Source organism: Bacillus sp. BC05(2025) (assembly GCF_056725905.1).
On the sequence record NZ_JBWYRA010000014.1, the window covers coordinates 65236 to 89768 of the forward strand.

Consider the following 24533-nt stretch of genomic DNA (forward strand, 5'->3'; position numbering starts at 1 on the left):
CAATTTTCTCGTTTTGAGGTATTTGCTTTTCTTAGCTTGCTGGTGATGACACAAACCCCAATCCCTTATTTATGCATTACCTTGGGTACAGTAATAAATAAATAAATAAATAAATAAAGGAATCAATTCTTCTTGCCCCGCTAAAATAGCCGCTCCAAGCCCCGCGCAAATGAGCGATTGGTGTATAGTCATTGCAAAGTGGATCAGGTTCCTCAAGTGGATTATCATGTTCATTATGAGGATCATTAGGATCACTGCTAGGGCCCTCTCTTGGACCCTCGTCTGTATCATTCTCGCGGCACTTAATACAAGGCATTAAATTGGAAAAAAACAGCTATTGGACTAGCATGAAGTTGTTCTAAATCTTTCGAAATTCGACTGATTTTTTCTTGGATTTCTTGACTATTCTTATTTTGGTGAATAATATCTACCATTTTGTGAAGTAATGTCAATTCTTCTACTGTAATTAACCTTTTGTTTTTCAAATTCTTGAAGGCATTTTTAGTATGTTCACAAACCTCAGATTTAGTTTTATTTCGTATATAATGTAAGCCTGGAAAAGATGGCCCTTTTAGTTCCGCTAAAAAAAGCCAATAAATTAGGTGAAATCATACGATCGTTCTTTAAAAATTTTCTTTCACTATACTCCAATTTCAATTCACTCCTATTTCAAAATTAAAAAGGCTATAAGGAAAAAATATTGTTAATACTTAGTGAGTTTATTTCAGTAACTTCCAGGAAATAATAATTACAAAGTTTATCTATTATCCTAGGCGCCAAATTGGAGGTAATATAATGTCATTAAGTAATGGTTATGGTGTAGTCATCGGGAGTGTCAAAAAACATTATATTGAACCACCAGATAAAGAAGGAAAATGGCCCCATTACCTTATTTTTGTTAATTCTTCCGTGGGAATTTATGAGTGTGCAGTTAATTTAAAATCTCGAACAAGGATAAAAATACAGTATAAACATATTAATAATCTAAACAAAAGTATGTTTGAGAGCATCATATCCAAGCCAGACGGTTTTTATCGTTTAGATTCAAATGAAGATTCAGGGGCAATGGATGTTATACGTCACAAAGGCGTACTTGGTCCATATCCCTGGATACCTGAAAATGGAAATAACGTAATTGAGGTAATGGAATCTTGTTTAGAAGGTGTAAAAAGAGTTTATGTTTTCGGGGAACCCTACACTACAGGGCTTGGAGTACATAACGTACATATGAATCAAGGTGATCCAATAGAAAGTAGTTTTTCTAGCGAGGATGGAATTTGGCAGGATGGTGCTGTTATGTTTGAATACGATGGTTCTCCATTAAGTTTTTCTATACTCCTAACAAAATTTCAAACACAATCATTAAACACCGATGAGGTGGGCCATCCTTTAAGTGTTCCAAAAGATTATAGTTAGAATTGATGTGTTATACTGTTAAATTTCCTCTAAACAATTAAGAAATAAAAAATAAACAAGTAGGGGTCCGGACTCATCATCATCAAGCTATAGAGAAATTGTATCCATAAAATGAAAAAACGCTATTCTTTTTGAAGAAATATACAGAAAGGATAGCGTTTTTAGTATGAATTTATCGACTTCTGATGAATTACAATTGTTTTCTAAAGAATTATTGTAGACTTGAAATAAAGTTGTACTGTTTATAAAAAAGAAAACCCGAAATATCTTATTAAAGATGAGATTTCGGGTTTTCTTATTGGGGGTATGGAAACAATTCGGGGTATGAGGGGCCATTTTTGGACTTAATTACAAATAAAAAAAGAAATTGAATAATTAAAGATATATATGGACAATTAGTTACTGATAGATAAAGCCTGTACTGTAGATTACCAAGTAATCATTGATGTAGGATTTTTTCGGAATTTCTTATTCAACAAACGCTCCAATTAGATTAAGTGTATTTTTTCACAAGCTACAATAATAGCAAAGTAATTTGTAACAAATCCAAATAAAAAGGGCCATGCAAAGCATAAGTCCATTACAGCAATGTTATTTTTTATACTTGTATCTTATGAGACTTTGCGATTCTTCTGGTTTATCTCTTGTTGGGGTCCTATTTGATTAATAATTAAACTCAATGGTTTTAGAATAATAAGAAAATCAAATGTAAATTATAATAAATACTTTTTTATAAATTGATTTTTAAAGTAATTCTTATTATTACCACAAAGGAGAAATAATCCATGGTTACGGTCTAAATCACTCCTACAATATAGATACTGGTGTGTACGGTGATGAATGGGACATTATGAGTGCTTTCACATTCGGAGGTGCCAGTGCAACGTTTAACGATCGAAGTTTTGGGACAAGTGGTCCAGGTTTAAATGCACCTGGGCATGTCTTTCTCGGTTGGAATGGCAACGAATATGCATCTGTAAACTTAAATACCCTTACTCCTGGCGAATTTAAAAGAATTATTCTTGCCCCACTTAATCAGTCGGTACCAAGTGGAGCTAATTCTTTTGCCTTGGTATCGACTGGTGACACAACATATACTGTTGAATATCGAAATAGTATAGGGTGGGACCAAGCTATTACAGAAGCAGTATTGATTCACCAAATACGGAATGATGATACTGGGTTATTACTAAAGGGAACACATGGAAAAGAGGCCTTAAAGGCTGGTGACGAGTTCTCAGGACCAGGCTTCATCGTGAGTGTCGACACAATTAAAGAAGAACTTGCAACTGTCCTTATCGGAAAACCAAGGCAGGTCCCACCTCCTCCTGTTGGAAGAGAGCAGTTTTGTAAAACTCTAACAACCGAGATAGGTATAGATAAGGACAACCTTGAGAAATTAGGTCACAAACTCCAGAATGCGGCCACTGAGGAAGAGAAAAAAGAAATTCAAAACCAGATTGAAGAGCTGTACGGTGAATACACTTTACTAATAGATGAGTTCAATGATAAATGTAGGGGGAGTGGGCACGGATCTCATCCTCAACCAATATCTTTAAATGATTTTATAAAAACTGATACAGGTGATTATTAATTATTAAAGTTAAAATAAAGTGATATACCCGTAAAAGGACCGTTTTTATCCATTTTGGTCACTTGAAAATTCCCTTTTCTTTCCCTTTAACAGAAGGTAGGTCAACAAGTGAATATATTCAAGAAACAATCAAACTTTTTTATAAAATAACTAATCCCAAATATTTTGATTAATCTTTCTTCAAAATATTTGGGATTCTTTTATGATGAAATCAAATTTTTTAACGAGGTTTTAATTAAACTTTCTTTCAAATCTACAATTACGGCAACATATGTCACCACATGCCCTGGGACAATTAGTTAAAAACGCCGAATTTGTTCAACGAAAAAGTAAATATCGTGCACAAGACTTAGTGGCTTAAAATGACAACTTACTTTTATTCAGTTTTCATAACCTTTAATTATGGGTATTTGTAAAAAAAGGGTGTAACAAATCTCAAATAAAAAAGAATACTTATGTTATTGAGACAGAAGCGGAATTTAGGAGTTATATTTTGAAATCTGTTTTAATATCACATTTAGTAGAATGATCAGCTAAACCAAGTACAATATAAAAGTACTAAAGGAAACACTCTATTTCGACATTATAAACAGTCGAGCTTTGTGAAAGATACAATCTATTTAGTGCTAAGCAATTAAAGTTGATTGTTTTGTATTAAAGTATATTTATATACTTGATATTCTCTATAAGCAATCGCATAATCAATATTAATATCTATAGTGGAATGTATCTGAAACTAAAAGATATTCAGACTGATGAAAGGTAAAGTGAATGGCGTATTTTGTTAGAGGAGCATAAAAGTTAATAAGAAGAGGTGAAAAACAAACATCTCAAAAGTTCGCACGAAATACCAATTTTACGAACAATAAGATAGTTAAATAAAAATCTAATACCGTATTTAGGGATTTCGAGCTTCTTTGCATGAATCTTAACATATTGGTATGTAGCTATATAATTCATATTTTATATAGAAATAATTAAATACTGAACTATTCATTGAAAAATTTCATAGTAAATTACCTTTTAATATATAGGATTTTTTCTTATGTTAATCTAATTAATTCCTCAAAATTATGATTAAATTAACTAATACATGTTAGATAACGAATTTTAAACTGTTTTCATATATTGATTTTTTACATGAATTTATATATATAAATTATTTTATTTTAAATACATTTATATGTAGTTTTTCCACCATTTTTTTTGGTTAAATACAAATTTCTCACTTAATTATCTATAATTTTTATTTGAGTAAATACATTACTCCTTTCATTAATGATTGTATTTTAGCATCTCATAATTTAATTATGTAAATAAGTTTGTGTAAAAATTGAATTTAACGCGAACTTGTGTTCGCATCTGTTTTCTGTTATATTATATATGAGGTGATTTTTATGGACTACAGCAAGCAACGTCAAAAATCCGTACATCGTAAGAAATTATACGAGAATTTAAATGAAATGCCCTTTTACATAGAAGAATTTGTGGAGTACAAAGAATTGCATGATGCCTCTCCCTCCACCCTACTAAATTATGTGTATGATTTTAGAGTCTTCTTTAATTGGCTATTATCCGAACAAATTATTGAATTAAAACCTATTAAAGACATATCCTTCTCTGATTTGGAGAATTTAAAGAAAAAAGATGTTGAGAATTTTATGAGATTCCTAAAACTTCAACAAAATATGCAGAATTCTTCTGTTAACAGGAAAATTTCGGCCTTAAAGTCTTTATTTAAGTACCTTACCTCCCTATCAGAGAATGAAGATGGAGAATGTTATTTTTATAGAAATGTAATGGCTAAAATAGAAATACATAAAGATAAAGAAACATTAAATGCCCGTGCAAAACGTATGAGATCTAAAATATTCCATAATGATGACGATCAAGAATTTTTGAATTATGTTAAGTACGAACATGAAAAATCTTTAACAAAACATCAGCTGTTCTACTTCCTAAGGGATAAAGATCGAGATGTAGCTATCCTCTCCCTCTTTCTTGGTAGCGGTATTCGTGTAAGTGAATTGGCCGATCTTCGTGTGGAAGATATAAACTTAAAAGAAAGATTAATTGATGTAATTCGTAAAGGAAATAAAGAAGATTCTGTATGGATTACACCAATTGCATTGAATGATCTTGAAAAGTATATGGAAGTTAGAGATAAAAAATATGCTCCAGGGAAAGAACTAAAAAATGTGTTTTTATCAAAGTATAAACATACTGCACAACCTCTTTCGGTTAGAGCTATCCAGGATATAGTAGAAAAATATACTAAAGCCTATGGTAAAAAGATGTCCCCTCATAAATTAAGACACACTTTGGCAAATAAATTATACATGGAAGAAAAAGATTCTTTACAAGTAATGCAGCAACTTGGGCATACCAGTCAAGATACAGCTTTGTTATACACCCAACTTGGAGAAACAACTATTAAAGATAGTTTAGGAAGAATAGGAAAAAATAAAGAATAAAAGTTTAGCAATGTAAAACTGCTAAACTTTTATTCCTTTCCTCTAATACCGATTTGAATTATATATATATTTCAGTTTAAATGTAATTTTATTATGTAAAAAGTACACAATTTAATTTCTATCTTAATTATTTTTAAAACATCTTTTATCATTCTTCCTATTCTAAAAATTAAAAACACGTTACTATTCTCTTATGTTAATGAAGGAACAGTAACGTGTTTTTATGAATTTAGAATAGAGTTTTTATTATATTTCATTAAGCTCGTTTAAATCTTGCTTTTATGTTGTCTAACAACATAAAGAGAATCTCATCTTTTGCTATGAATAGGATAAGTACATAAACAACTAACACTAGCGGCTTTAAATGTGGAACAATTGTTAAATTAGAAAAATCAAATCTAACTCTACGCTTTACATATATAAAGCTAATAAAATGGTTTAAAAATGTTGATAAAGCCAATAAAATAGCGAATTTTTTATAGTCGTCCACGCTATGAATTAAAGCGAAAAGAAGTATTACATAAATTAGTCTTCTTTGTTTCTCTTTTCATTAATTAGTATCAGAATCGTTGTTATAATTCTCAACCTCATACATATCAGTAAAAGGATCACCATCCGTATTTGCATTTATAGGATTCGATATAAATTTTGGTTTCCCTTTATCCTTCTCAGAATCCCATGCTTTCGCTTCATTTTTTCCAGTTTGTGAATTGAATTCAATTTTATATCCATTAATCTCTAAGTCGTTAGAAATACCATCTTTATCCCAATCGTTATTCGCCATTTCAATGTTTTGTGTAATGAGTGAACCTATTTCCCCATCAGATCCGAGCGTGAAATTCTTATCTTCTTTTTTACATTTGCATTCTCTTTGAATATTTCAACTGTACGTCCTGGATTCTGGTGTTTTTCATCTGCTAATGCAGGAGATGCTAAAGTCAGTGCCATCGATACACTACCTAATACACTAATTGCTGGCTTCGATTGTTTCATTGTTATTTTTCCTCCTTGGTTTCTAGGTCAATTAGAACACCTACTAGTAAGATTAATTTCATCATATATAACAAATCTTTCTTTTCTCTCTCATAACTGTTAAAAAAGTCTCTCGTAAATATTACAAAACACTTACAGAGTTTTTAAAAGCTATAAAATCTTTATATGAAACATCAAAAAGCAGTAAAATAATGAAAATAATAGATATGTCTGAATCACTTGGATGAAATCACCAGTTTCAAAAAAACCTTTACGCAATGATGGTAGCATGAAGGCTTTTGATGTTTTCTTATTTTTTTGACTCATTGACCCATGTAATAATGTCCTGGATGACGTACTCGGGAACATTTGCAGGGATTTCGTACTCACTTGGAAGACTCAATTCCCCGTCACCCTCCGTGAAGAAATGATTCAATTTCGGATATTCTTTGAACTGAACATTCCCGCTGTTTGAAAGTCCTTCCTGCCATTTTGTATAGTCATCTTTTACTGTTACTTGATAATCGCGTGCCCCTTGCAGAATCAGTAAAGGCTCTTTTCGTGATTTTGCCTCCTCAACTGGACGCCACCTAGTAACATCATACATAAAATGAGGAGACGGAAACGGAAAATTATAGCCAGCTGGCGGATGGTCAGGATTGAAAGTGGGATCCAGGATAAAAGCGAACTGTCTTTTTAGTTCATCGATTACTTCCTTTGGCGCCCCAAGGTATTGACTCACATCAATGGCAGTGTCAGTTAAAGGCCGTGCAGGTGGTGCGAGTAAGATACTTCCTCGAACAAGTGAGGAAGGTGCTTTGCTCAGTATACGCGGCATTGTGCCAGCTCCTTGGCTATGTCCGAGAATGAAAATATTATTTGGATCAATGCCTTCCTGCTGCGCTGCTGACTTTGCTGCATATATGGCATCCTCTGTAGTATCACGGTCTAATGTAACAGGTTCTGCACTCATCTTTAATGCATGTTCTAAGGTACGTTTTTCATAGCGCAACACTGCAATTCCATTGGATGAAAGCCCTACCGCAAGGTCTCGTAAGATTTTTGTTCCCAAATAGGTAGCATCGCGATCATGGATGCCAGCACCATGAACAAGAACAACGACGGGTACCTTTTCACCAGGCTTATGTTTCGGAACTGTTAATGTGGCTGGTAACGGATAAGTAGAATTTCCAATGACGATTTCACGTTCTTGATAGGAATCAGGTTGGTCATATCTAGGATGCGGAATGTAAGATTCCTGGGGCGGCCTTTCCCCAACTTCATCTACTTTCCCGCCAGGTGTGAATTTAATGAGTAGCGGTATGGTAGTTCCTTCAATAGCTCCTGGAATTTCCACCGTCTGATGGACCAAGTTTCGTTCTTTTATTACAGGTGTTCCCATGATTTTTATCCCACTTTGTGTCCACCAGTTTTGTAATGTGTTTGCTGTAAACTTGGATTGAAAAGCAGCAGACGTCAACTGAAGTGCCTCTGCATACTTACCTTGCTGTAGATATTCAAAAAATAATGATGTACGCTCCGTTAAAGAGATTTGTTTCTTTTCTGCAGATTTCTCCTCACGTGTATCTGCGTGAATAACTGTTGTAAGCGGGAAAGATGAAACACCTAAAGAAAAGAGTAGGGTAAAGGGAAGTACTGATTTTTGTATTTTCTTTTTTTTATTCATGTTTTAACCTCCAATATGTGATGGTAAAAAACAGGGATGGTAATTAGGGTTCTGGTGCAAAAACTTCAAAATATTTGCAAGTAATCTCCAAAACTTTGACATACTGATATTATTACTCTAAAAAACCGTAGATTTCTCCTTTTTCCACATGCATATTAACCCCAGAAACAACCTTTCTTCCTTCACTTTATATTTTAATTATAAGAAACAGAGCTCTCGTTTTTCTTACTTGATACTTACAAATTCCTTAAGTAGAGGGATATTTTAAAATCTTAGGTTGATAGCGATGTGGCGGGACCCCATGCCCATCAACTTAAGAATTTTCACTATCCCTAAGTACAAAAAAAACGTTATTCTTTCTAAAAACTCTAAGAAAAAACACTTATAAATAAAATCTAATTAATTGGTATATACTTCTTGAAACCCTTACTTATGGTTCCATTGTATCCATTTTTAGTGAAGAATTTATGTGCTTTTATTCTAGTTGCACTACTTAATAAGATAATTCTTGTGGATCCCCTTGCAATTGATATCTGTTCTACATGTTTCAATAACTTTTCCCCTATCCCATTACCTCGAAAATCTTCATTTACAATCACATACTCTAAAACAGTATACGGTCTAAATTGATATCCAGGATCAAGGCAAAACGTCATAAATATACTTCCTTTTACGTTACCATTATCCTCATAGACAAACAAAAAATTATTAGTATCATCCCTTATCTGCTCAATTCTTTCTGGTAAAACCTTAATATTTTTGCTATGTGGTGCTAATTTTTTATATAGATTTTCAATTACATTACTGTCCTTTGGTTCAGCTTCACGGATCATATAATTACCTACCTTTTGCATTTAATATATCGACGCCTTAAATTATTTTAACATTCCAATTAAATTATATATTAAGACAAGACCTTTTTGGTATAATTTAGGTGGGTAAAGGATAAAAACGAAAAAAATTGGAACATTTAACAGATTGGCAACCTGAACTGAATTATTTACAAAAAGATAAACATTTATATCATTATGATCTATCCTTCCTTTGATTTCCCTCAATTTATTCATCCAGAATACGTTTAAGTTCGTTAATGTCTTCTGAAGACAATTTTTCTTCTTTCAAGAAATTTACAATCAAAGGTTTAAATGCTGCATCATATAAACGTTTAAGTAAAGATTTTGTTTCCACTTGTAAATTACTATCTTGCGAACCAAAAATATAATAAGCGTACATACGCCCCATTATCTTGATGGTAAGCAATTGCTTCTTTGTGAACTAATCGATAAATTAGAGTTCAAATCGATTTCGGTTTCCAATCCATTTTCATCTCCAACGCATCGATCACTTCATTTGTCATTTGTGGAGATTTTGACCACAGTACTTTTATTACTTCTAATTCAACTTCCGAAAATTTAGTTGATTTTTTCATGAGATAAAATTACAAACCTCTGTATTACATTTGTAATCTTTCGTTGCCAATCTTATTTTATCTTTGCGGAATCCTTTCCTATGTCCATCAACATAAGCACGAAAAAAATCAACAGAAGTTTGGACTTTTATATCCTCCTAATGAGACAAGAAAGTGAATACTTCTATTTCTATAATTATTTTTGAATAAAAAAATGAAACCAACTTATTAATGGTCTCATTTTAGCAACGGACTCAAATAACATTTGGTTGATTTATTCACATTACTTCTTAACTAAATAGCGAAGGTTTAACCAGTTTTGTTGGATTATTTTGCGGGGGGGAATTATAAAAATTAGCCAGTTGAACCTTTGGCCTCTCTAACCACTTTACAAACAAACCTCGCTAATGCATTATGCATTGAGGGGAATATTGTAAATATGACATCTATTGTTTTACGTAGTAGCATTGGGCATATTATAGGTTTATTTTTATGAACTCCATTAATAGCAATTTTCGCAAGTTTTTGAGGAGACATCATCTTGTGTTTTTTCATTTGTTTAGTTATAGCAGACTTATCGATATTTATTGCTTTTGCAGCATCAAATATTGGAGTATCAACGAAAGACGGACAAAGCGTACTTACTTTAATACCAAACTCTTCCGCTTCATAATGAAGGGAGGTTGTTAAACCTACAATAGCATGTTTAGTCGCAGAATAGGCCGAAGCTATTGGAGATGGACCAAGACCTGCAGCAGATGCCGTGTTGACAATATGTCCAAATCCTTGTTCTTTCATTATTTTATATCCCATTTGAGTACCATGAATGACTCCCCATAAATTGATATCAACAATTTCTTTCCAGTTTTCTAACGACATATCATACAATTCACCGTACATAGAGATTCCAGCATTATTAAATAGATAGTCTAGCCTGCCATATTCTTCAAATATCTCTTTGATTACATGTTTTACACAATTGTAATCAGTAACATCTAAATACATAAACCTAGAATTTAAAACGTCTTGGTTAAGCTTTTCTTCAAACGCTTTTCCTTCTCTCTCATTAATATCAGCGATAACTACAAATACATTTCGAGACGATAATTCATTGCAAATGGCTCTGCCAATCCCTGAGGCACCGCCTGTTACAATAGCAATCTTTTTATTTTCTCCCATTACAGTTCCCCCCCCCATAAATTAATCTATTTTTGTGACTGAATGGTACCACTGTTATCGAATAAAAGTTGATTTATCATAGATGCATATTCTTCTGCCACACACAAAGCACCATTGCTATTTAAATGAATACCATCTAAAGTCAAATGAAGACCTCGCTTACTGGATAATCGATCAATTCGAATTGGATTCTTATAAAGAAACACATCCTTCATTAAAGTCATAACACTTGTGCTGATATAGTCTGAACTGTTCACGTTAGCCAACCGTTTCTCAAAAACTGATTGCATATCCAGAAAACTAACATTTAAAAATTGACTCGAGATATTTTCAATAATAGAAGACAAACCCTTTAACTCGTAATTTGATTGATTTTTTAAGTCTTCTCCCACTATTGCTGGTGAAACCACAACAACGTACTTTGAAAAAGGAATGACTATATTTAGTATTTTGCTGAAATAATTATTAAATTCTCGATGGTCTTCTACAATTGGTTGAGCTTGCACTTTTAACAATTTTGAATAAACATCATTAGCACCAATCCAAAGGAAAATTAAATCAAAATTTGATTCCAACTTGATCTTCGTTAATCGTGTATGCAAACTTTTAACCGTTTCCCCTGGTTTACCAAGGTTTAAAAATGTGATACTTGGATATTTTCGTTTTAATATGTTCACAAAGGACACTCCTGGACGACCTTCAGTTAAACTATCACCGATTAATCCAATCTTCATTTTCATTTCCCCCGTCTTTTATGGATTCTAAAAAGATTGTAATCGCTTGATTAAACAGCGGCTCTAGTGTTTTCAATTCATGTGTATTCGTGAGTTGACATAATCCCCCAAGCCAAGTTCCTAGCAATATAGTCCATTCGTCTAGATTACCATCTTTGAACTCCTTTTTTTCTACCCCCTCTTTTAAAATTGTTTGATAAGTATTCATTGGTACAATTGATAAATCGAATAATTTCTGGACCGATTCAGGACTAGATTTTGGGTTTGAAGCGAGCTCTTGACCTGATTTTAATAACGGCGTTTGGTAATTATAAAGGACATGAATTGCCATGCCGTATAGTTTTTCAGTTGCGGTTGAATAAGTAGATTCTTTTGCTATCCACTTTTCATACCAATTTTGCATAGTTTCTTGCGCTAAGAGAACAAATAGCTGTTCTTTGTTTGTAAAATGATAATATATATGTCCTTTACTGTAACCAGAGGATTTTGAAATATCTCCGACAGATGTTTGGTTATATCCTTTTTGAGAAAACAAAAGAGATGCATGCTCCATGATTTCTTTTTTTGTAATCTCACTATCATAACGCCTTTTATTCAAATACATTCTCCTCCCTTTAATTAGTACAGTCGTTCTAATTAAAATATACGTATAGAATTTAATTTTTGTGCAGATTATTAAAGGAATTACACTTATATTTTAGAAAATAGGGGAAAATCCTACATAACTTCAATTCAAATAAGCTTTTCTTTATGTGAGTATGGTACAAGTGCATTGAAACTTAAAAAATAACTAACAAAATAAGAATATTTATCTATATAAGCAGTTTAAATTAAGAAGCAAGCTAAATTTAGGAGAAAATAAGTTAGCCTTGATTAGCTTAGAATCATAAAATTCTTTATCAAATGGTGAAATATGTTTTTACTCATAGTAATTGAATCTAACACATCTATTTTCTTTTCATTTATCATTAATTCCTTCAAATTTTTACTTTTTATTGGCAAATGGATGATGTTTTCTAAAAAACATTACCATTTAATAGTGATATATTTTTGTTAATAATAAGAGGCTATTGTGTTGTAATCTACTTTTATTAGTAAATATGTGGTTCAAAGCTTAACTCTATTAATTTTTTGGGGAACAGATGAGTGGGTAAAAAAAGCTGTATATCATTAAGATAAAGTTGTTTGTATAATGTATCGACACCATCTTACAAATAAGACGAATGTAGATGCTATAAATCACATTCTACCACTAAACCGTATGGACAATAATGACCCAACAAACTTTCAGATATTATGTCAAACTTGTAATATTAGCAAAGGTGATCGGGCGACTGAAACAAGTAACGGCACAATCCCTTTTTGAAATCTATAAATCTTTAGCTACGCTGCAATAAAGTTTATTTAAAAAGTATCCACTTTGGTGTCTTAATTTAAAAAAGTACCCATTTTCTTGTCTTAATATGAGGACAAGAAAATGGGTATTAAATGAACTGTATCAGTTAATAATTCAGTATTTTACACTACAAGATTTGTTCCTACTTTCATGTCTTTTTACAGTATTGTACAAGGACATGAAAATGGATACTTTTTAGACATGAAAGTAGATACTTCATAAATGTCTTTTGTTACTTATGTAGAATTAAATTTTAGTTGAACTTCACATTTAATTAGTTCTTAACTATTTAGTTTTGTTTCAAATTCAGTTAAATTAGTTGAAGCGTTACTAAAATTTTGTCCAGAAAGTTAACTAGATTTTCATGCTACTTTCATTCTATTTTCCATAGGAGCTACATCTCTTATTCCTTGCAATATAGCAGTTGCTAATCTTTTTAAAAGTTTTTAGAATTTCACTTGTGCGTGTGTAGTAGTTTCTGTAAATTTATCAGATTGACTAGCTGCAACTCCAAATGTAAGAGGTGAAAACGATATAGACGGAGAAATTTGTAATGTTGTTTCTTGATGCAAGTACTTACCATAAGCATCTATCTGAGTAGTAGTTGCTAATTTATCAACTGTATAATAAGAGAATGCGGATAAAGCTAGTACTTTTTCGTTATAACAAGCGTAGGATTTATTAACATCATTAGGTAAATCAATATTTAAAGCATAGCCAGAACCCCCTTTTGACCATTTGTTACTGTCCTTGTTATAAGTTGCACTCTTAGATTTAGTTTTGTTACAATCATACTTTAGCTTCCACTTTTGTTGTCCGTATTGTGATCCTTGAGAAGGAGCCCAAAAAGAACTATTAATACTTGTTCCTATAACATCTATTTTTCTATTACTAGGCATAACACTCCATTCTATTGAAGTTTTTACTCTGTATTTTTGTTTCGCTTTTAATGAGACAATATTAGTTGTAACCTTTTTATAAGATGTGGGATTTGTATCGCTAGAAACTTTTGCCACACCATTGATTTTTTGAACTCTTTTAGCTTCTTCTAGTTGAACTCCATTTAAATACGTGTTCTTATCAATTTCAATTTCTTTACTTGAGTTATTAACTCTATTTTCAGTAACTTTAATAAACTTTTCATTGGTAGCTACAACTTGGCCATCAATTTCTAAGTTTTTCATTACTTCCATTTCAGGCATGTCCGAAATTTCTTCTTTAGTGAAACCTAAAGACTCTAAATGTTTTATTTGCTCTACATTTAGCTCAGCAGCTTCAACTTTAATACCATCCGAATTAAATACTATAAACCCCATCAAAAAACCAACAAATAAGTATATTTTTTTCAAAATAATCCCCCTCAGTTATTTTCGCATATTAATTTAATTATATATACGCATAATAAAGTTGTTGCATTTCAAAGGTTTTACGATTGAATTCGAATTTTTATAAATCTGCTTGATAAACCATATATCGACCACTAGAAAGGGTTACGAATACTTGATTATCTTTAATTTTTACTGCAGTGCCATTAGAAGTATAATTATTTAATTTTGTTTTTGCTTTAACAGAAATTTTATTATTTCCATCAATCTGAACCAAAAGCATCTGACCAGTGGAACTAATTACTATTGCGTGTTTATCCTTAAGGGCCACCACTTTATTCCATTTATAATTTTTACTTTCTCGATCAGTCAGTTCTGAATTCTCAATCTTTTTCCCTTCTTTATTAAAAAGGGCGAATTTTGCACCCTCTCCAACAGCTATTATAGTACCATCAGAAAGTCTGTCAATTGACGTAATATCATGTTTTGTTGATCCCCAATCCCCAAAGTTGATGACGTTTCCATTTGCTAGTGACATGACTTGATATTTTCCTTTATCACCTACCATCAAGATTTGGTCTGGGCATAACTGAATTGAATCGTTAATATTCCAATCATTTGGCCATTTTCCTGTTCGCGTTACGCCATAAGAATCACCATCAAGAATAGCATAATAACCTTTATCGTAAACTAGTAAAAGCCTTCCATCCCATAGTTTTTTAACAAATCTCGGACTACGTTTGTCCGATAGTTGCCCTTGATCAACTAAACCTGCAGATGAATCTACAACTCTCCATTTTCCTGATGTACCCGCAATAAAAAAATTACCATCAGATGTTTGTACAATGCCTTTTGTAGGAAAAGAAGGTTTGTTCTTTTCAAGTGCAACCATTGATCCACCAGATTCAGTGCTTAATACAGCTAAATCAGTAGAATTTCCAACAAAAATAGTATCCCCATCGATACCTACAGCTTCTTGAATAGTGCCAGCTCCATCCCATTTATTACTCACAACACCATACAGATTTGCTGCACTTGCACTTGTAGGTAACATTAGTAAAGCGCTTACAAGTAATAATGTAGATAATTTCTTGAATTTAATCATTTTTCCACCCCTTCAAAATATATTTAATAAACCGTATATTATTATATTAACACGATAGGTAATAAAAGGTAAATGTTATAATATATTTATCAAAAGGGTTCTGAATAATCAATCAAATCATCTAATATGTATATCCAATTATGAAGGTTTCTCTTTAGATATTAATGTATATTAATATTTTATTTTTTGTACTTAGTTAATAAATTTTGTTCTTATTGCTTTTACACCATATACTTCTAACCTAGGCCCTATTCACGGAGTTTCCTCCTATCTGAAAGAGCACTTGTACCTAGTACCCTTTTTGGTTTCCTTATTTATACGAAATAAAGTTTTTATTTTGTTTATTTTTACTTTCACATAAATATTTTTAATCTTACTTATAATATAGCTATAACTTAAAGTGAGTTTTGGCTTTATGATGGGGATGTCATAAGATACTACCCTTATTTTAATATCTTTATTGGATTGCTGATGTAAGTTCATCTAATGAACAAGAACCAAGTCGAGTAGTATTTGAGTTTTATAATTTGATAGGTGATTTATCATATGTAACAAGTGCCACTATCCCTAATCATAAGCATTCAACTTTCCAATCATTTTCAGCTCCTATAAATCCTCTAGAAGAAGCTTCTTATTCCGTAAAGGTCAAAGTTATAAATGCAAGGGTAGATCCAGCTCATATAGAATAATACGTGCGTGTACATGTACACAGAAGGAGCCTCTATTTATTAGAAGCTTCTTCTATTTATCTAATATGTTCTGTAATTTACTTTGCGTTTTAGGTTATTATTGCTCTCTTTACCCCTAAACATTGGGTACAAGTTATCTTTTTAAACTATGAAATTTACGATGAATAAAAATCCATATGAGGTTAACATAACGTCTCATTATCGAGATTCAATGTATTTATAAGACTATTAAAAGCTCTCCAGATTATTTAACTGGAGAGCTTTTGTGTTCACATAATTATGTACGGAGATACTAAAGTTTTTTAATTACGGAAGGTAAATCGTTAAGAATAACCTCTTATTTTTTAAAAATCGTTGTATTTTCTATACGAATTGAATCACCTAATTGCTACACTATCATCTTCGTTGTCTTTTCTAACGTCATAGCGTCACAACACCTCCTAGTGACAGTATTCTATGACGTTTTTATAAATTCATGCATATAAAAAAACTGTTTAGGACTTTTAATTCTATATTTCGTATTTAATTCATAACATAGATATTTTGTAACTCTTCCCATCTTCGACCTTACAACTGGGTGCGCTGTTTAGTTAAGAAAGAGGTACTATATTTTTGTTCAACTGATGGTTTCATTTTACAAATAAAATTATTTACTACTAATCCCTAGTAATATGATATATATCATTAATTATTAAAATTTATATCACAAATTAATTTTAAAACATCACAATCCTTTTTATATTGTATAATGTTTATTATCGTTAAATAATTAAGAAAGTGTGAAAATACTATGAAAAAGATATTTATATTTAGTAGTATTATTCTTATTATCTTTTCTGCTCTTACTTTAATTACAAAAAGGGACAAGCCAGATACTCCCACAGCAAAAGAATATGAGAATTATTATACTAACAACTTATCAATAGAAGAGTTCAAGCAAAATATAATAAATAAAGATGAACTTCTAATCTATTTTTACCAAACTGATTGCTCGCATTGTAAGACAGCATCCCCTATAGTCGTTCCTTTAGCTAAAGAAATGAAAATTGATTTAAAAGTAATAAATCTTCAAAACGAACCCAAATCTACATGGGATGAGTTAGAAGTCACTGGAACACCAACTATAGTCCACTTTAAAGATGGAAAAGAAATTAATCGACTTAAAGGCGTCTTTAATAAAGAAAAATATAAACTATGGTTCTTAGATACCTTGAAAATGTAAAGGGGCACTTTTATGATTTCTAAACCTAATAATATCATTTCTTGGTGGCATTTTATTTTAGGATTATTATTGTTAAAAAGTAGCGAAATTCTATATATAAATGGATTATTTGATTACTTAGACTTATACACTTATACAAGTATCAACATTAAAGAGGTACAAGATTTTTTATTTGATTTTTTGGATTTACTCATATTAATCTCTATAACGGTTTTATTCAATCCTTTTCGTAAATTAATATTATCCAGTCTTAATATCAAATCCTTATTATCTACTTCAACCTATATCTATATTATTATTGTCAATTTGATAGTTATTCTTATAGATAAAATAACAAATTTGTTTTATTTGAATATAACGAATTCACTTATTCAATATTCAAATATTAATCACCCTTTGGATCAACCTTTTCAAATATATATACTAAGTATATTATCCTTAATTTTTATTACACCTATTTATGAAGAAATATTATTTCGTGGTATCATTCTTAATTTCTTTAAAACGAAGTATTCTTTCTTAATTGGTTTATTCATATCGAGTTTATTATTTGGATTGTTTCATAATTACGACATACTATATATTATCTTTGCAACAAGCATGGGGATTTCATTCTCCATCCTATACAAAAAAACAAATTCTCTTTTACCCTGTATAATCGCTCATATCACTTATAATATCTACACGATTATTTAAATATATATTGCCCCCAAAAAAGATTAGAATCTAAGATTCTAATCTTTTTTGTTTGTAAATATTCAATTTAAGAGTTTCAAAAACAAAAAGTACACCACATGAAATAAATGTAATTGCAAACTTATTTTACCATATATTTTTTTACAAAAACAGTGTTGTATTTACTACTTACCAAATATATTATTATTCTTATAACGTTATATACGAAATCATATATATATGATATTTAAAACTTTAGAATTAGGAGATAACAAATGAAAAAAACATTGCTTTCTTTAACATTAATATTTAGTATTTTCTTTAGTGGGTTCGCACCAGGTTTTGAAAATAAGGCTGAAGCTGCTGGGACTGTTAGCGATTGGGAGGATATAGGTCATATTGCAAAGGGATGGAGAATCCGTTTAGATAAACCAAAGGGCCCAGGGAAATATCATATTCATGTTTATAATAAAAAGGTAGAAATGGCAGTAGAAAATTGTGATGGCACACCAAGTCATGGTCAAACTTTAAATAGTTGTCTAAATCCAAAAATTGCAGCGAAAATCAGACAGACTAAGAGTTACAAAAAAGGTGCTCGAATGCAACAAACATTAAATCAAAGTAATAAAAAACCTGGTAAAGGTAAAAAAAGATAAAAATTATAAATATCAAAAGTATTAATGCTATTAGTTTAGGAGGATATACCCCAAATGAAGAACTTTCATATAAAACGGATATTAAATTTAAATACAGTAGAGGCTTATTTTTTAACTGACGGATATTTAATCCCTCCAAAATATTGTATGATACTTGTTGATTACAAACGCCCTAGTACATTAGAAGATTTCCCTCATTTAAACGGAAGTGAAAATGCAGAGGATTTTACAAGTCGAAACAACTTTATAAAGGCAATTATTATTTCGGCAGATGAAATTGATCTAAACAACGAAAAAATATATGATGAATTACTTTTAGTTCCTTCTGGATTTTTAGAAGATAAATTTGATTGTGATTGGGATTTAGTATTTGAAATTGAGCCAGAATTTTCAACTCAAAATAACTTAAATGAAATTTTCCCACTTATTCAACGTGTTTTACAAAAACATAATTATTCTCTAGATATTGAAAATATTAAAGAAGATAAATTTAATTATTTATCACAAGAATAAATTTATCTTTCAGAGATAATTCCAGTAAATAGAATGATGCTTTTTCAAAAAAGCATCATTCTTTTATTAGATAGAGTATCCTTTTTACAGCAATCAAGAGACTATCACCTCATAACCCTATGAATATAATAAAAGCTAGATTATAAATTATTCTTAATATTTCTTTTCATTTCATGTTTATTCATCATCCATGCAATCTTTTATCTATGATTCTTTATAAATCACAAAATTTAAAAACAGCAAAGGAATACTATTTTTTATACATAGGGGTCACCATATCATTTCGGGAAAATTGTACGTTTAGACACAATTTGGATACAAAATAACCGATTCCCTGTACGTTAAGGAATCGGTTATTTATTTTATTGCTTTTTTATAGAATTTTTATCTCGTAATGGTCTTAGATTATTGAAATTTGTTTTTTGGTTTAAGTTCCACACATAATCACCTGTCAATGTGATATGTTCCCAACCAAGTGGAGATATATGTTGTAAATATTCCTCTGGAATATCCACTCCTTTTGCACGTAAAGCATCTACTGCACGTGATATATATACCGTATTCCATAATACAATAGCCGAAATAAGAAGTTGCAAACCACTTGCTCTATGTAATTGATCCTCATATGAACGATCACGTATTTCCCCTAATCGATTAAAAAATACAGCTCGAGCAAGTGCATGCTTTGCTTCACCTTTATTTAAACCAACCTGTACACGTCTTCTAAGTTCTGGGCTTTGTAACCATTCTAGCGTATATAATGTTCTTTCAATCCTTCCTATTTCACGTAAAGTTACAGATAGGCTATTCTGGCGTGGATAAGCCGCCAGTTTTTTTAGAATAAGAGAAGCTGTGACGGTTCCATTACGAACAGAACTAGTTAAGCGTAATAAGTCGTCCCAATTATCTCTTATTTTCTTTGTTTGAATTGTTCCACCAACCATAAATTCCAGATGTGGTTGTTTTAAGGGTTTATCAAAAGTATAAATTTTATTTTTACTAAACATTTTAATTCTAGGGGCAAATCGAAATCCTAACATATGACACATGGCAAAAACATGATCTACAAAGCCTGCTGCATCCGTATAATGTTCTTCAATTTTCAAATCGGTTTCATGATACAGTAGGCCATCAATAATATGTGGTGCTTCTTCTGAAGAACTAATAACTTGTACATAAAATGGAGCGTATTGATCTGAGATATGTGTATAAAAACTTAATCCCGGATCCCTACCATGTTTTGCATTTATTTGTGCTAACGGACTAGACTGACCACCAGCTCTAAAGAATTGTCCATCTGAAGAGGAAGTCGAGCCACCTCCCCAATGAGAAGAGAACGGGTATTTATGCTGAAAATCAGTAATCGCTCCAAGAGCTTTGGAGTAATTTTCATCCCTTATATACCAATCTGATATCCAAGCTAATTGTGTATAAGATATATTTGGACAAGCATCTGCCATTTTAGAGAGACCTAGATTAATACCATCAGCCAAAATAGCTCCAAACAATACGGATTTATCCTTCGGCTCAGTTTGAGTATGAAGATGAACAAAATGTTTGCTAAAATGTGTCCAGCTATCTAATTCTACCAATAATTCTGTTAATTTAATACGTGGCAATACACTGTAAATAAGCCTAGCTAAATCTTCAACTTCATCTGGAATCATTTTCTTTAAAGGTGAAATTTGGATTTTTCCTGCATAGATTGAAACGTCTGGAAATAGTTGATTTTGAATTAAATGATTTACCTTAGAAAGTTGCTCTTCCATTAACTGAAATCGCTTCTGTAAATACTGATCGATATTTGTTGGAATTGTTAAAGGAACTTGTTTTTTTATTCTTCAATTCACACCATTTTTCTTGTGGTAATAGATACTCTTCAAAATCCTTATATTGTTTGCTTCCTATAACCCACATATCCCCAGCACGGAGGTGATTACATAATTCTGAAAAGACACCGAATTCATAGTAATGACGATCAATACCATTATCTTTAATTACAATTTTCTGGACACAGAGTAAAGCAAGTTGGTAAAAAGAGCTGTAGGTTTGAACAAAGTTATGCTGTTTGTAAAAAGACGTAATATTTTAAATGAAATTGCGATATTTTTCTTTTTTAATTAAACCTTTTTATAGCGCAGGATGGCACGTACATTTTTCGAAAAGTGCGTACCATCCTGTTTATACAAACATTTCCCCTAAAGGTCCAAAAAAGAATAAGAGAGCTAAAACAACTACTCCTACCGCCATAATGGTAATAATGGTGCCTTTTTTCACTATAATTCCCTCCTTGTTTTGGATAGGTATTTATTTCATTTCAGTACGCATGAAATTCCAGACTCCGGCTAAACTAAACAACAGAAAACCACCTATTACTGCTAGGTACAAATCTTGGGTTGTCTGTGTAAATCCAAGTTGATTTTCTGGTGTCATAGCATAAGCAGGCTGCGACCAAGGATAATATCTTCCATACTTTGAACCTGTCACAAAGATATTCGGAATTATAAAAGCAAAGTTCAAGGCAATTGGAAGAGAAAAGTTTTGCCATTGTATCGCCAGCCAGGTTTGAAGGGCTATAAGAGGCAGAATGGACAACCATCCATTTAGAAACAGGCCTAAAAATTCGAAATACGGAAATGTGCCTGTCACCCCCATCACTTTCCCTAATATAAGGAAATACAAAAACATCATAACATTTGTCATTCCCACCAACAGCCAACCCCATATCATCTTTGATAGATAAAAGTATACTTTTGGAATAGGATAGGACAAAAGTTGCTTCCACCCCCCATTTGCATGTTCAAAACGGCAGAGTATTGCCAGATACACACTTGAAAGTAGCGGACAAAGAACAGTTCCATACAAGAACTCGACTTGGGTCCACGCCCCCGTCCATCCTACCATTCCATTCTCTTCAAAAACATGGATATGAGTAACATAGTTGGCCACTCCAACGACAGTAAGAAACAGAGGTGTTATCAGAATAATCAGCCAAATTTGGATATAGTTCCTAAGCTTCAACCAATCATTCCATAATACATCTTTAAACATACTCTTCCTCCTAATCTACTTCTCTACTGGAAAAATGTATCGATCCAATAATAGTAAAAAATAAGCCCATGCCAACGCTTATCCAAACCCATTCCCACTGGTAATCAGGGGAATTAACTATACTAGAAAAATCAGTAATGATATTTTCATTTGAAAAGGTTACTTGGTATGGCAGAACCCACGGAAGATATTGTGTAACCCCCGGCAGCTGAATGAAAAATAGCCCCAAGGCTATTCCTACTCCTCCCATCATCATCGGTATCGCCTGATTATTTAATACCATGGACATCCATAGCTGCAGCCCAATAAGAGCAAAAGAAGTCAGATATGGAAACATTGTAAAATAAAAGATTCTGGAGGCATTAAATGTAGCGCTCCCTCCAAATAAAAATCCAGAAAGGCACATAGCAACTATTAAAAATAAACCCGAAAGTAGCACACCAAGGCATATCCACATGTAGCGCGTCCAATAGTATTGGGTCTTGGATATTGGCATAGAAAAGATAAGCTTCCACGATCTTGCCTGGTGCTCTAGATTAGCAATATATGAGCATAAAATTGTAACGGAAAGGTGGATAATAAAATAGTTGCCGTAAAATGTAATCATCCATATGGTACCCCAAATGTTATAACTCCTACCTTCTGAGACCTCCAGCTGTATATCACCAGCATTCAGCAAAAGCAGCAGAGTTACCCCTCCTACTAATACAGCAGGGAAAAATAGGACAAGTCCCCAAAACCATGAACGTTTTATTTTAACTAAATCGGACGAGAATATCGGTCCCATTATAAGTTCTGTCCTTTCCCTGTAAGATCTAAGAAGATATCTTCAAGTGACTTTTTCATACCTTCCAGGCGGGAGACTGTAAATCCAGCCTCTACTAGTACCTTGTTGGCTTCCCCGGCTATAGATGATGAAGATTCTTGAATATACACAGTCCCTTCTTCCTCTTCAAAATTTGCCTCAATACCTTTATGGTTAAGAGAACTAGCTGCTTCCAAAGGCTTATCGACTTTTATTTTAATTTTAGGTTCACTTTCTTTCCTTAGAACCTCAATAGAATCTTGAAAAAGCATCTTCCCGTTTTGAATAATCCCCACCTGAGTTGCCATCAACTCTATTTCACTAAGTAAATGGCTTGAAACCAAAACGGTCATTCCAAACTTTGCAGGCATTTCTTTAATAAGTTCACGTATTTCATGAATACCAGCAGGGTCAAGACCGTTGGTTGGTTCATCTAGAATTAAAAGCTGTGGGCGATTTAACAATGCGGTTGCAATACCCAACCTTTGTTTCATTCCTAAAGAATAATTCTTAACCTTTTTATCCTTGGCACCTTCCAGCTGGACAATTTTGAGTACATCCTTTACTCTATCTGCATTATCTATTCGTAGCAGTCGCCTGACAGCTTCCAAATTTTCATGGCCGCTAAGATGGCCGTAGTAGGTCGGTGTTTCCACAAGAGATCCAACTTTCCCTAAAATTGACAAACGATCCTTCTTTAGATCCTGATCAAATATCTTCACATCACCTTTAGTGGGACGAATAAGACCAAGCAACATTCGAATAGTCGTAGTTTTCCCTGCCCCGTTCGGACCTAAAAAACCGTAAATCTCACCTTGACTAATTTTCATGTTTAAAGAATCTACAACTATATTTTTTTTATAGGTCCTTGTTAGATTATTTGTATTGATAATTAGTGAGTTCATTTTGTATCTCCCTTCACTATTTAATTAAGGACTAATTACCGTCTAAGGAGTCACAAGTGCACCACCTAAAGAGGCAAGACAAGCTGTAATATCCTGTATGGCTTTTTCAATCCGTCGAATAGAATTTATATCAATTGAAAGCTGGTCTTTTTGCCCGTTTATAAGGTCCATTATTTCTGCTCTTTCTTTTGAATTAAAATAATCTTTTAATAATCCTGTCTCCTTTAGCAAATATAAAAGAACAACTGTCTGTTCATCAAGAGCTCTATTATTGATGAGCTGAGAATAAATCAGTTTAACAACTTGTTCTCTCGATTGATTAATCTCGGTGATTTTTTGTAGAGGTAGAAAAGGGACTTTTAACCCTAAGGTGATTGCACCTTTTTTTTGCAGTTCTTGAAGAATAGAGTTGTGTATTTTTCCTCGTAGCCGGGTTTTAAAATGAAAATACTTAATCCAATCTTTTAATTTTCTCGTTCTAAATGATTTGACAAGAACAAGGATAACTTGGTCCAAGTAATCAACTCCAGTAATATCAGAATCAACAACCACAATTTTCCCCTTTGTATCCAACTCTATTTTTCTTTTTAAAAGTAGGTCAATAAATATAGATCCAACGCTATATGTTTCTGTGTATGAACGATATTTCAAACGGAGATGATTCGCCCCTAATAGAACCATTTCTTCTGGCAAAGAAAGTCGATGTTCCATAAATTCACCCCTCTAT

At 32.2% G+C, this 24533-nt stretch carries 20 protein-coding genes and 5 pseudogenes; 8 read left to right on the forward strand and 17 right to left on the reverse strand.

The window, feature by feature from the left end:
* Positions 1 to 76: 76 nt before the first annotated feature.
* On the reverse strand, positions 77 to 316 hold the full coding sequence (locus ACZ76X_RS26500; RefSeq protein ID WP_479852194.1) for a hypothetical protein: 240 nt from the start codon (positions 314 to 316) through the stop codon (positions 77 to 79).
* Positions 317 to 795: 479 nt separating this feature from the next.
* Here ACZ76X_RS26500 and ACZ76X_RS26505 point away from each other — a divergent pair, with 479 nt between their 5' ends.
* The 3 genes from ACZ76X_RS26505 (at position 796) to xerS (ending at position 5484) form a co-directional block, all read left to right on the forward strand.
* A complete protein-coding gene (locus tag ACZ76X_RS26505; RefSeq protein WP_479852195.1) occupies positions 796 to 1416 on the forward strand; it encodes a DUF2278 family protein in 621 nt (206 codons plus the stop codon).
* 850 nt (positions 1417 to 2266) lie between these two features.
* Positions 2267 to 3010, forward strand: coding sequence for a hypothetical protein (locus tag ACZ76X_RS26510; RefSeq protein ID WP_479852196.1), 744 nt, complete (start codon positions 2267 to 2269; stop codon positions 3008 to 3010).
* Between the two features lie 1397 nt (positions 3011 to 4407).
* Positions 4408 to 5484 (forward strand): tyrosine recombinase XerS, encoded by a 1077-nt coding sequence (xerS, locus tag ACZ76X_RS26515; protein ID WP_048530273.1) that lies wholly within the window; start codon positions 4408 to 4410, stop codon positions 5482 to 5484.
* A 280-nt stretch (positions 5485 to 5764) separates the two neighbouring features.
* On the opposite strand, the pseudogene ACZ76X_RS26520 reads toward xerS, so the two are convergent.
* The 8 genes and pseudogenes from ACZ76X_RS26520 to ACZ76X_RS26555 form a co-directional block, all read right to left on the reverse strand.
* Positions 5765 to 6016, reverse strand: a pseudogene (locus ACZ76X_RS26520) (flippase); the annotation flags it as partial.
* Between the two features lie 21 nt (positions 6017 to 6037).
* Positions 6038 to 6477: pseudogene (locus ACZ76X_RS26525) on the reverse strand (binary toxin-like calcium binding domain-containing protein); the annotation flags it as partial.
* Between the two features lie 289 nt (positions 6478 to 6766).
* A complete protein-coding gene (locus ACZ76X_RS26530; protein ID WP_479852197.1) occupies positions 6767 to 8143 on the reverse strand; it encodes an alpha/beta hydrolase in 1377 nt (458 codons plus the stop codon).
* Positions 8144 to 8538: 395 nt separating this feature from the next.
* A complete protein-coding gene (locus ACZ76X_RS26535) occupies positions 8539 to 8976 on the reverse strand; it encodes a GNAT family N-acetyltransferase (protein WP_479852198.1) in 438 nt (145 codons plus the stop codon).
* A gap of 226 nt (positions 8977 to 9202) precedes the next feature.
* Positions 9203 to 9572: pseudogene (locus ACZ76X_RS26540) on the reverse strand (BlaI/MecI/CopY family transcriptional regulator).
* A 333-nt stretch (positions 9573 to 9905) separates the two neighbouring features.
* Complete coding sequence (locus tag ACZ76X_RS26545; protein WP_479852199.1) at positions 9906 to 10730, reverse strand: SDR family NAD(P)-dependent oxidoreductase; 825 nt, start codon at positions 10728 to 10730, stop codon at positions 9906 to 9908.
* A gap of 26 nt (positions 10731 to 10756) precedes the next feature.
* On the reverse strand, positions 10757 to 11464 hold the full coding sequence (locus ACZ76X_RS26550; protein WP_479852200.1) for an SGNH/GDSL hydrolase family protein: 708 nt from the start codon (positions 11462 to 11464) through the stop codon (positions 10757 to 10759).
* Positions 11442 to 12062, reverse strand: coding sequence for a TetR/AcrR family transcriptional regulator (locus tag ACZ76X_RS26555; RefSeq protein WP_479852201.1), 621 nt, complete (start codon positions 12060 to 12062; stop codon positions 11442 to 11444). The genes ACZ76X_RS26550 and ACZ76X_RS26555 overlap by 23 nt, the downstream gene beginning before the upstream one ends.
* A 594-nt stretch (positions 12063 to 12656) precedes the next feature.
* Here ACZ76X_RS26555 and ACZ76X_RS26560 point away from each other — a divergent pair.
* Positions 12657 to 12830, forward strand: coding sequence for an HNH endonuclease signature motif containing protein (locus ACZ76X_RS26560; protein ID WP_479852202.1), 174 nt, complete (start codon positions 12657 to 12659; stop codon positions 12828 to 12830).
* A gap of 311 nt (positions 12831 to 13141) precedes the next feature.
* Here the strand turns inward: ACZ76X_RS26560 and ACZ76X_RS26565 are convergent.
* From ACZ76X_RS26565 to ACZ76X_RS26575, 3 genes and pseudogenes are all read right to left on the reverse strand, one after another.
* Positions 13142 to 13288, reverse strand: a pseudogene (locus ACZ76X_RS26565) (ribonuclease); the annotation flags it as partial.
* Between the two features lie 18 nt (positions 13289 to 13306).
* A complete protein-coding gene (locus ACZ76X_RS26570) occupies positions 13307 to 14209 on the reverse strand; it encodes a hypothetical protein (protein ID WP_479852203.1) in 903 nt (300 codons plus the stop codon).
* A 97-nt stretch (positions 14210 to 14306) separates the two neighbouring features.
* Positions 14307 to 15290, reverse strand: a complete 984-nt coding sequence (locus tag ACZ76X_RS26575; protein ID WP_479852204.1) for a hypothetical protein — start codon at positions 15288 to 15290, stop codon at positions 14307 to 14309.
* Positions 15291 to 16769: 1479 nt separating this feature from the next.
* Between ACZ76X_RS26575 and ACZ76X_RS26580 the strand changes: the two genes are divergently transcribed.
* The 4 genes from ACZ76X_RS26580 to ACZ76X_RS26595 all read left to right on the forward strand — a co-directional run bounded on the left by ACZ76X_RS26580 (position 16770) and on the right by ACZ76X_RS26595 (position 19045).
* Positions 16770 to 17201, forward strand: coding sequence for a thioredoxin family protein (locus ACZ76X_RS26580; RefSeq protein ID WP_479852205.1), 432 nt, complete (start codon positions 16770 to 16772; stop codon positions 17199 to 17201).
* A gap of 12 nt (positions 17202 to 17213) precedes the next feature.
* Positions 17214 to 17897 carry a CPBP family intramembrane glutamic endopeptidase gene (locus ACZ76X_RS26585; protein ID WP_479852206.1) on the forward strand — a complete coding sequence of 228 codons (684 nt, stop codon included), beginning with the start codon at positions 17214 to 17216 and terminating at the stop codon, positions 17895 to 17897.
* Between the two features lie 254 nt (positions 17898 to 18151).
* Positions 18152 to 18532: a hypothetical protein gene (locus ACZ76X_RS26590; RefSeq protein WP_479852207.1), complete on the forward strand. Its 381-nt coding sequence runs from the start codon at positions 18152 to 18154 to the stop codon at positions 18530 to 18532.
* Between the two features lie 54 nt (positions 18533 to 18586).
* Entirely contained in the window at positions 18587 to 19045 is a 459-nt protein-coding gene (locus ACZ76X_RS26595; protein WP_479852208.1) for a hypothetical protein, read from the forward strand.
* 362 nt (positions 19046 to 19407) lie between these two features.
* On the opposite strand, the pseudogene ACZ76X_RS26600 reads toward ACZ76X_RS26595, so the two are convergent.
* From ACZ76X_RS26600 to ACZ76X_RS26620, 5 genes and pseudogenes are all read right to left on the reverse strand, one after another.
* Positions 19408 to 21052 (reverse strand): annotated as a pseudogene (locus ACZ76X_RS26600) (Tn3 family transposase); the annotation flags it as partial.
* A gap of 300 nt (positions 21053 to 21352) precedes the next feature.
* Positions 21353 to 22096 carry an ABC transporter permease gene (locus ACZ76X_RS26605; protein WP_479852209.1) on the reverse strand — a complete coding sequence of 248 codons (744 nt, stop codon included), beginning with the start codon at positions 22094 to 22096 and terminating at the stop codon, positions 21353 to 21355.
* 10 nt (positions 22097 to 22106) lie between these two features.
* Positions 22107 to 22883 carry an ABC transporter permease gene (locus ACZ76X_RS26610; RefSeq protein WP_479852210.1) on the reverse strand — a complete coding sequence of 259 codons (777 nt, stop codon included), beginning with the start codon at positions 22881 to 22883 and terminating at the stop codon, positions 22107 to 22109.
* Positions 22883 to 23806, reverse strand: coding sequence for an ABC transporter ATP-binding protein (locus ACZ76X_RS26615; protein ID WP_479852211.1), 924 nt, complete (start codon positions 23804 to 23806; stop codon positions 22883 to 22885). The genes ACZ76X_RS26610 and ACZ76X_RS26615 overlap by 1 nt, the downstream gene beginning before the upstream one ends.
* A gap of 42 nt (positions 23807 to 23848) precedes the next feature.
* Positions 23849 to 24517: a GOLPH3/VPS74 family protein gene (locus ACZ76X_RS26620; protein WP_479852212.1), complete on the reverse strand. Its 669-nt coding sequence runs from the start codon at positions 24515 to 24517 to the stop codon at positions 23849 to 23851.
* Positions 24518 to 24533: the final 16 nt, after the last annotated feature.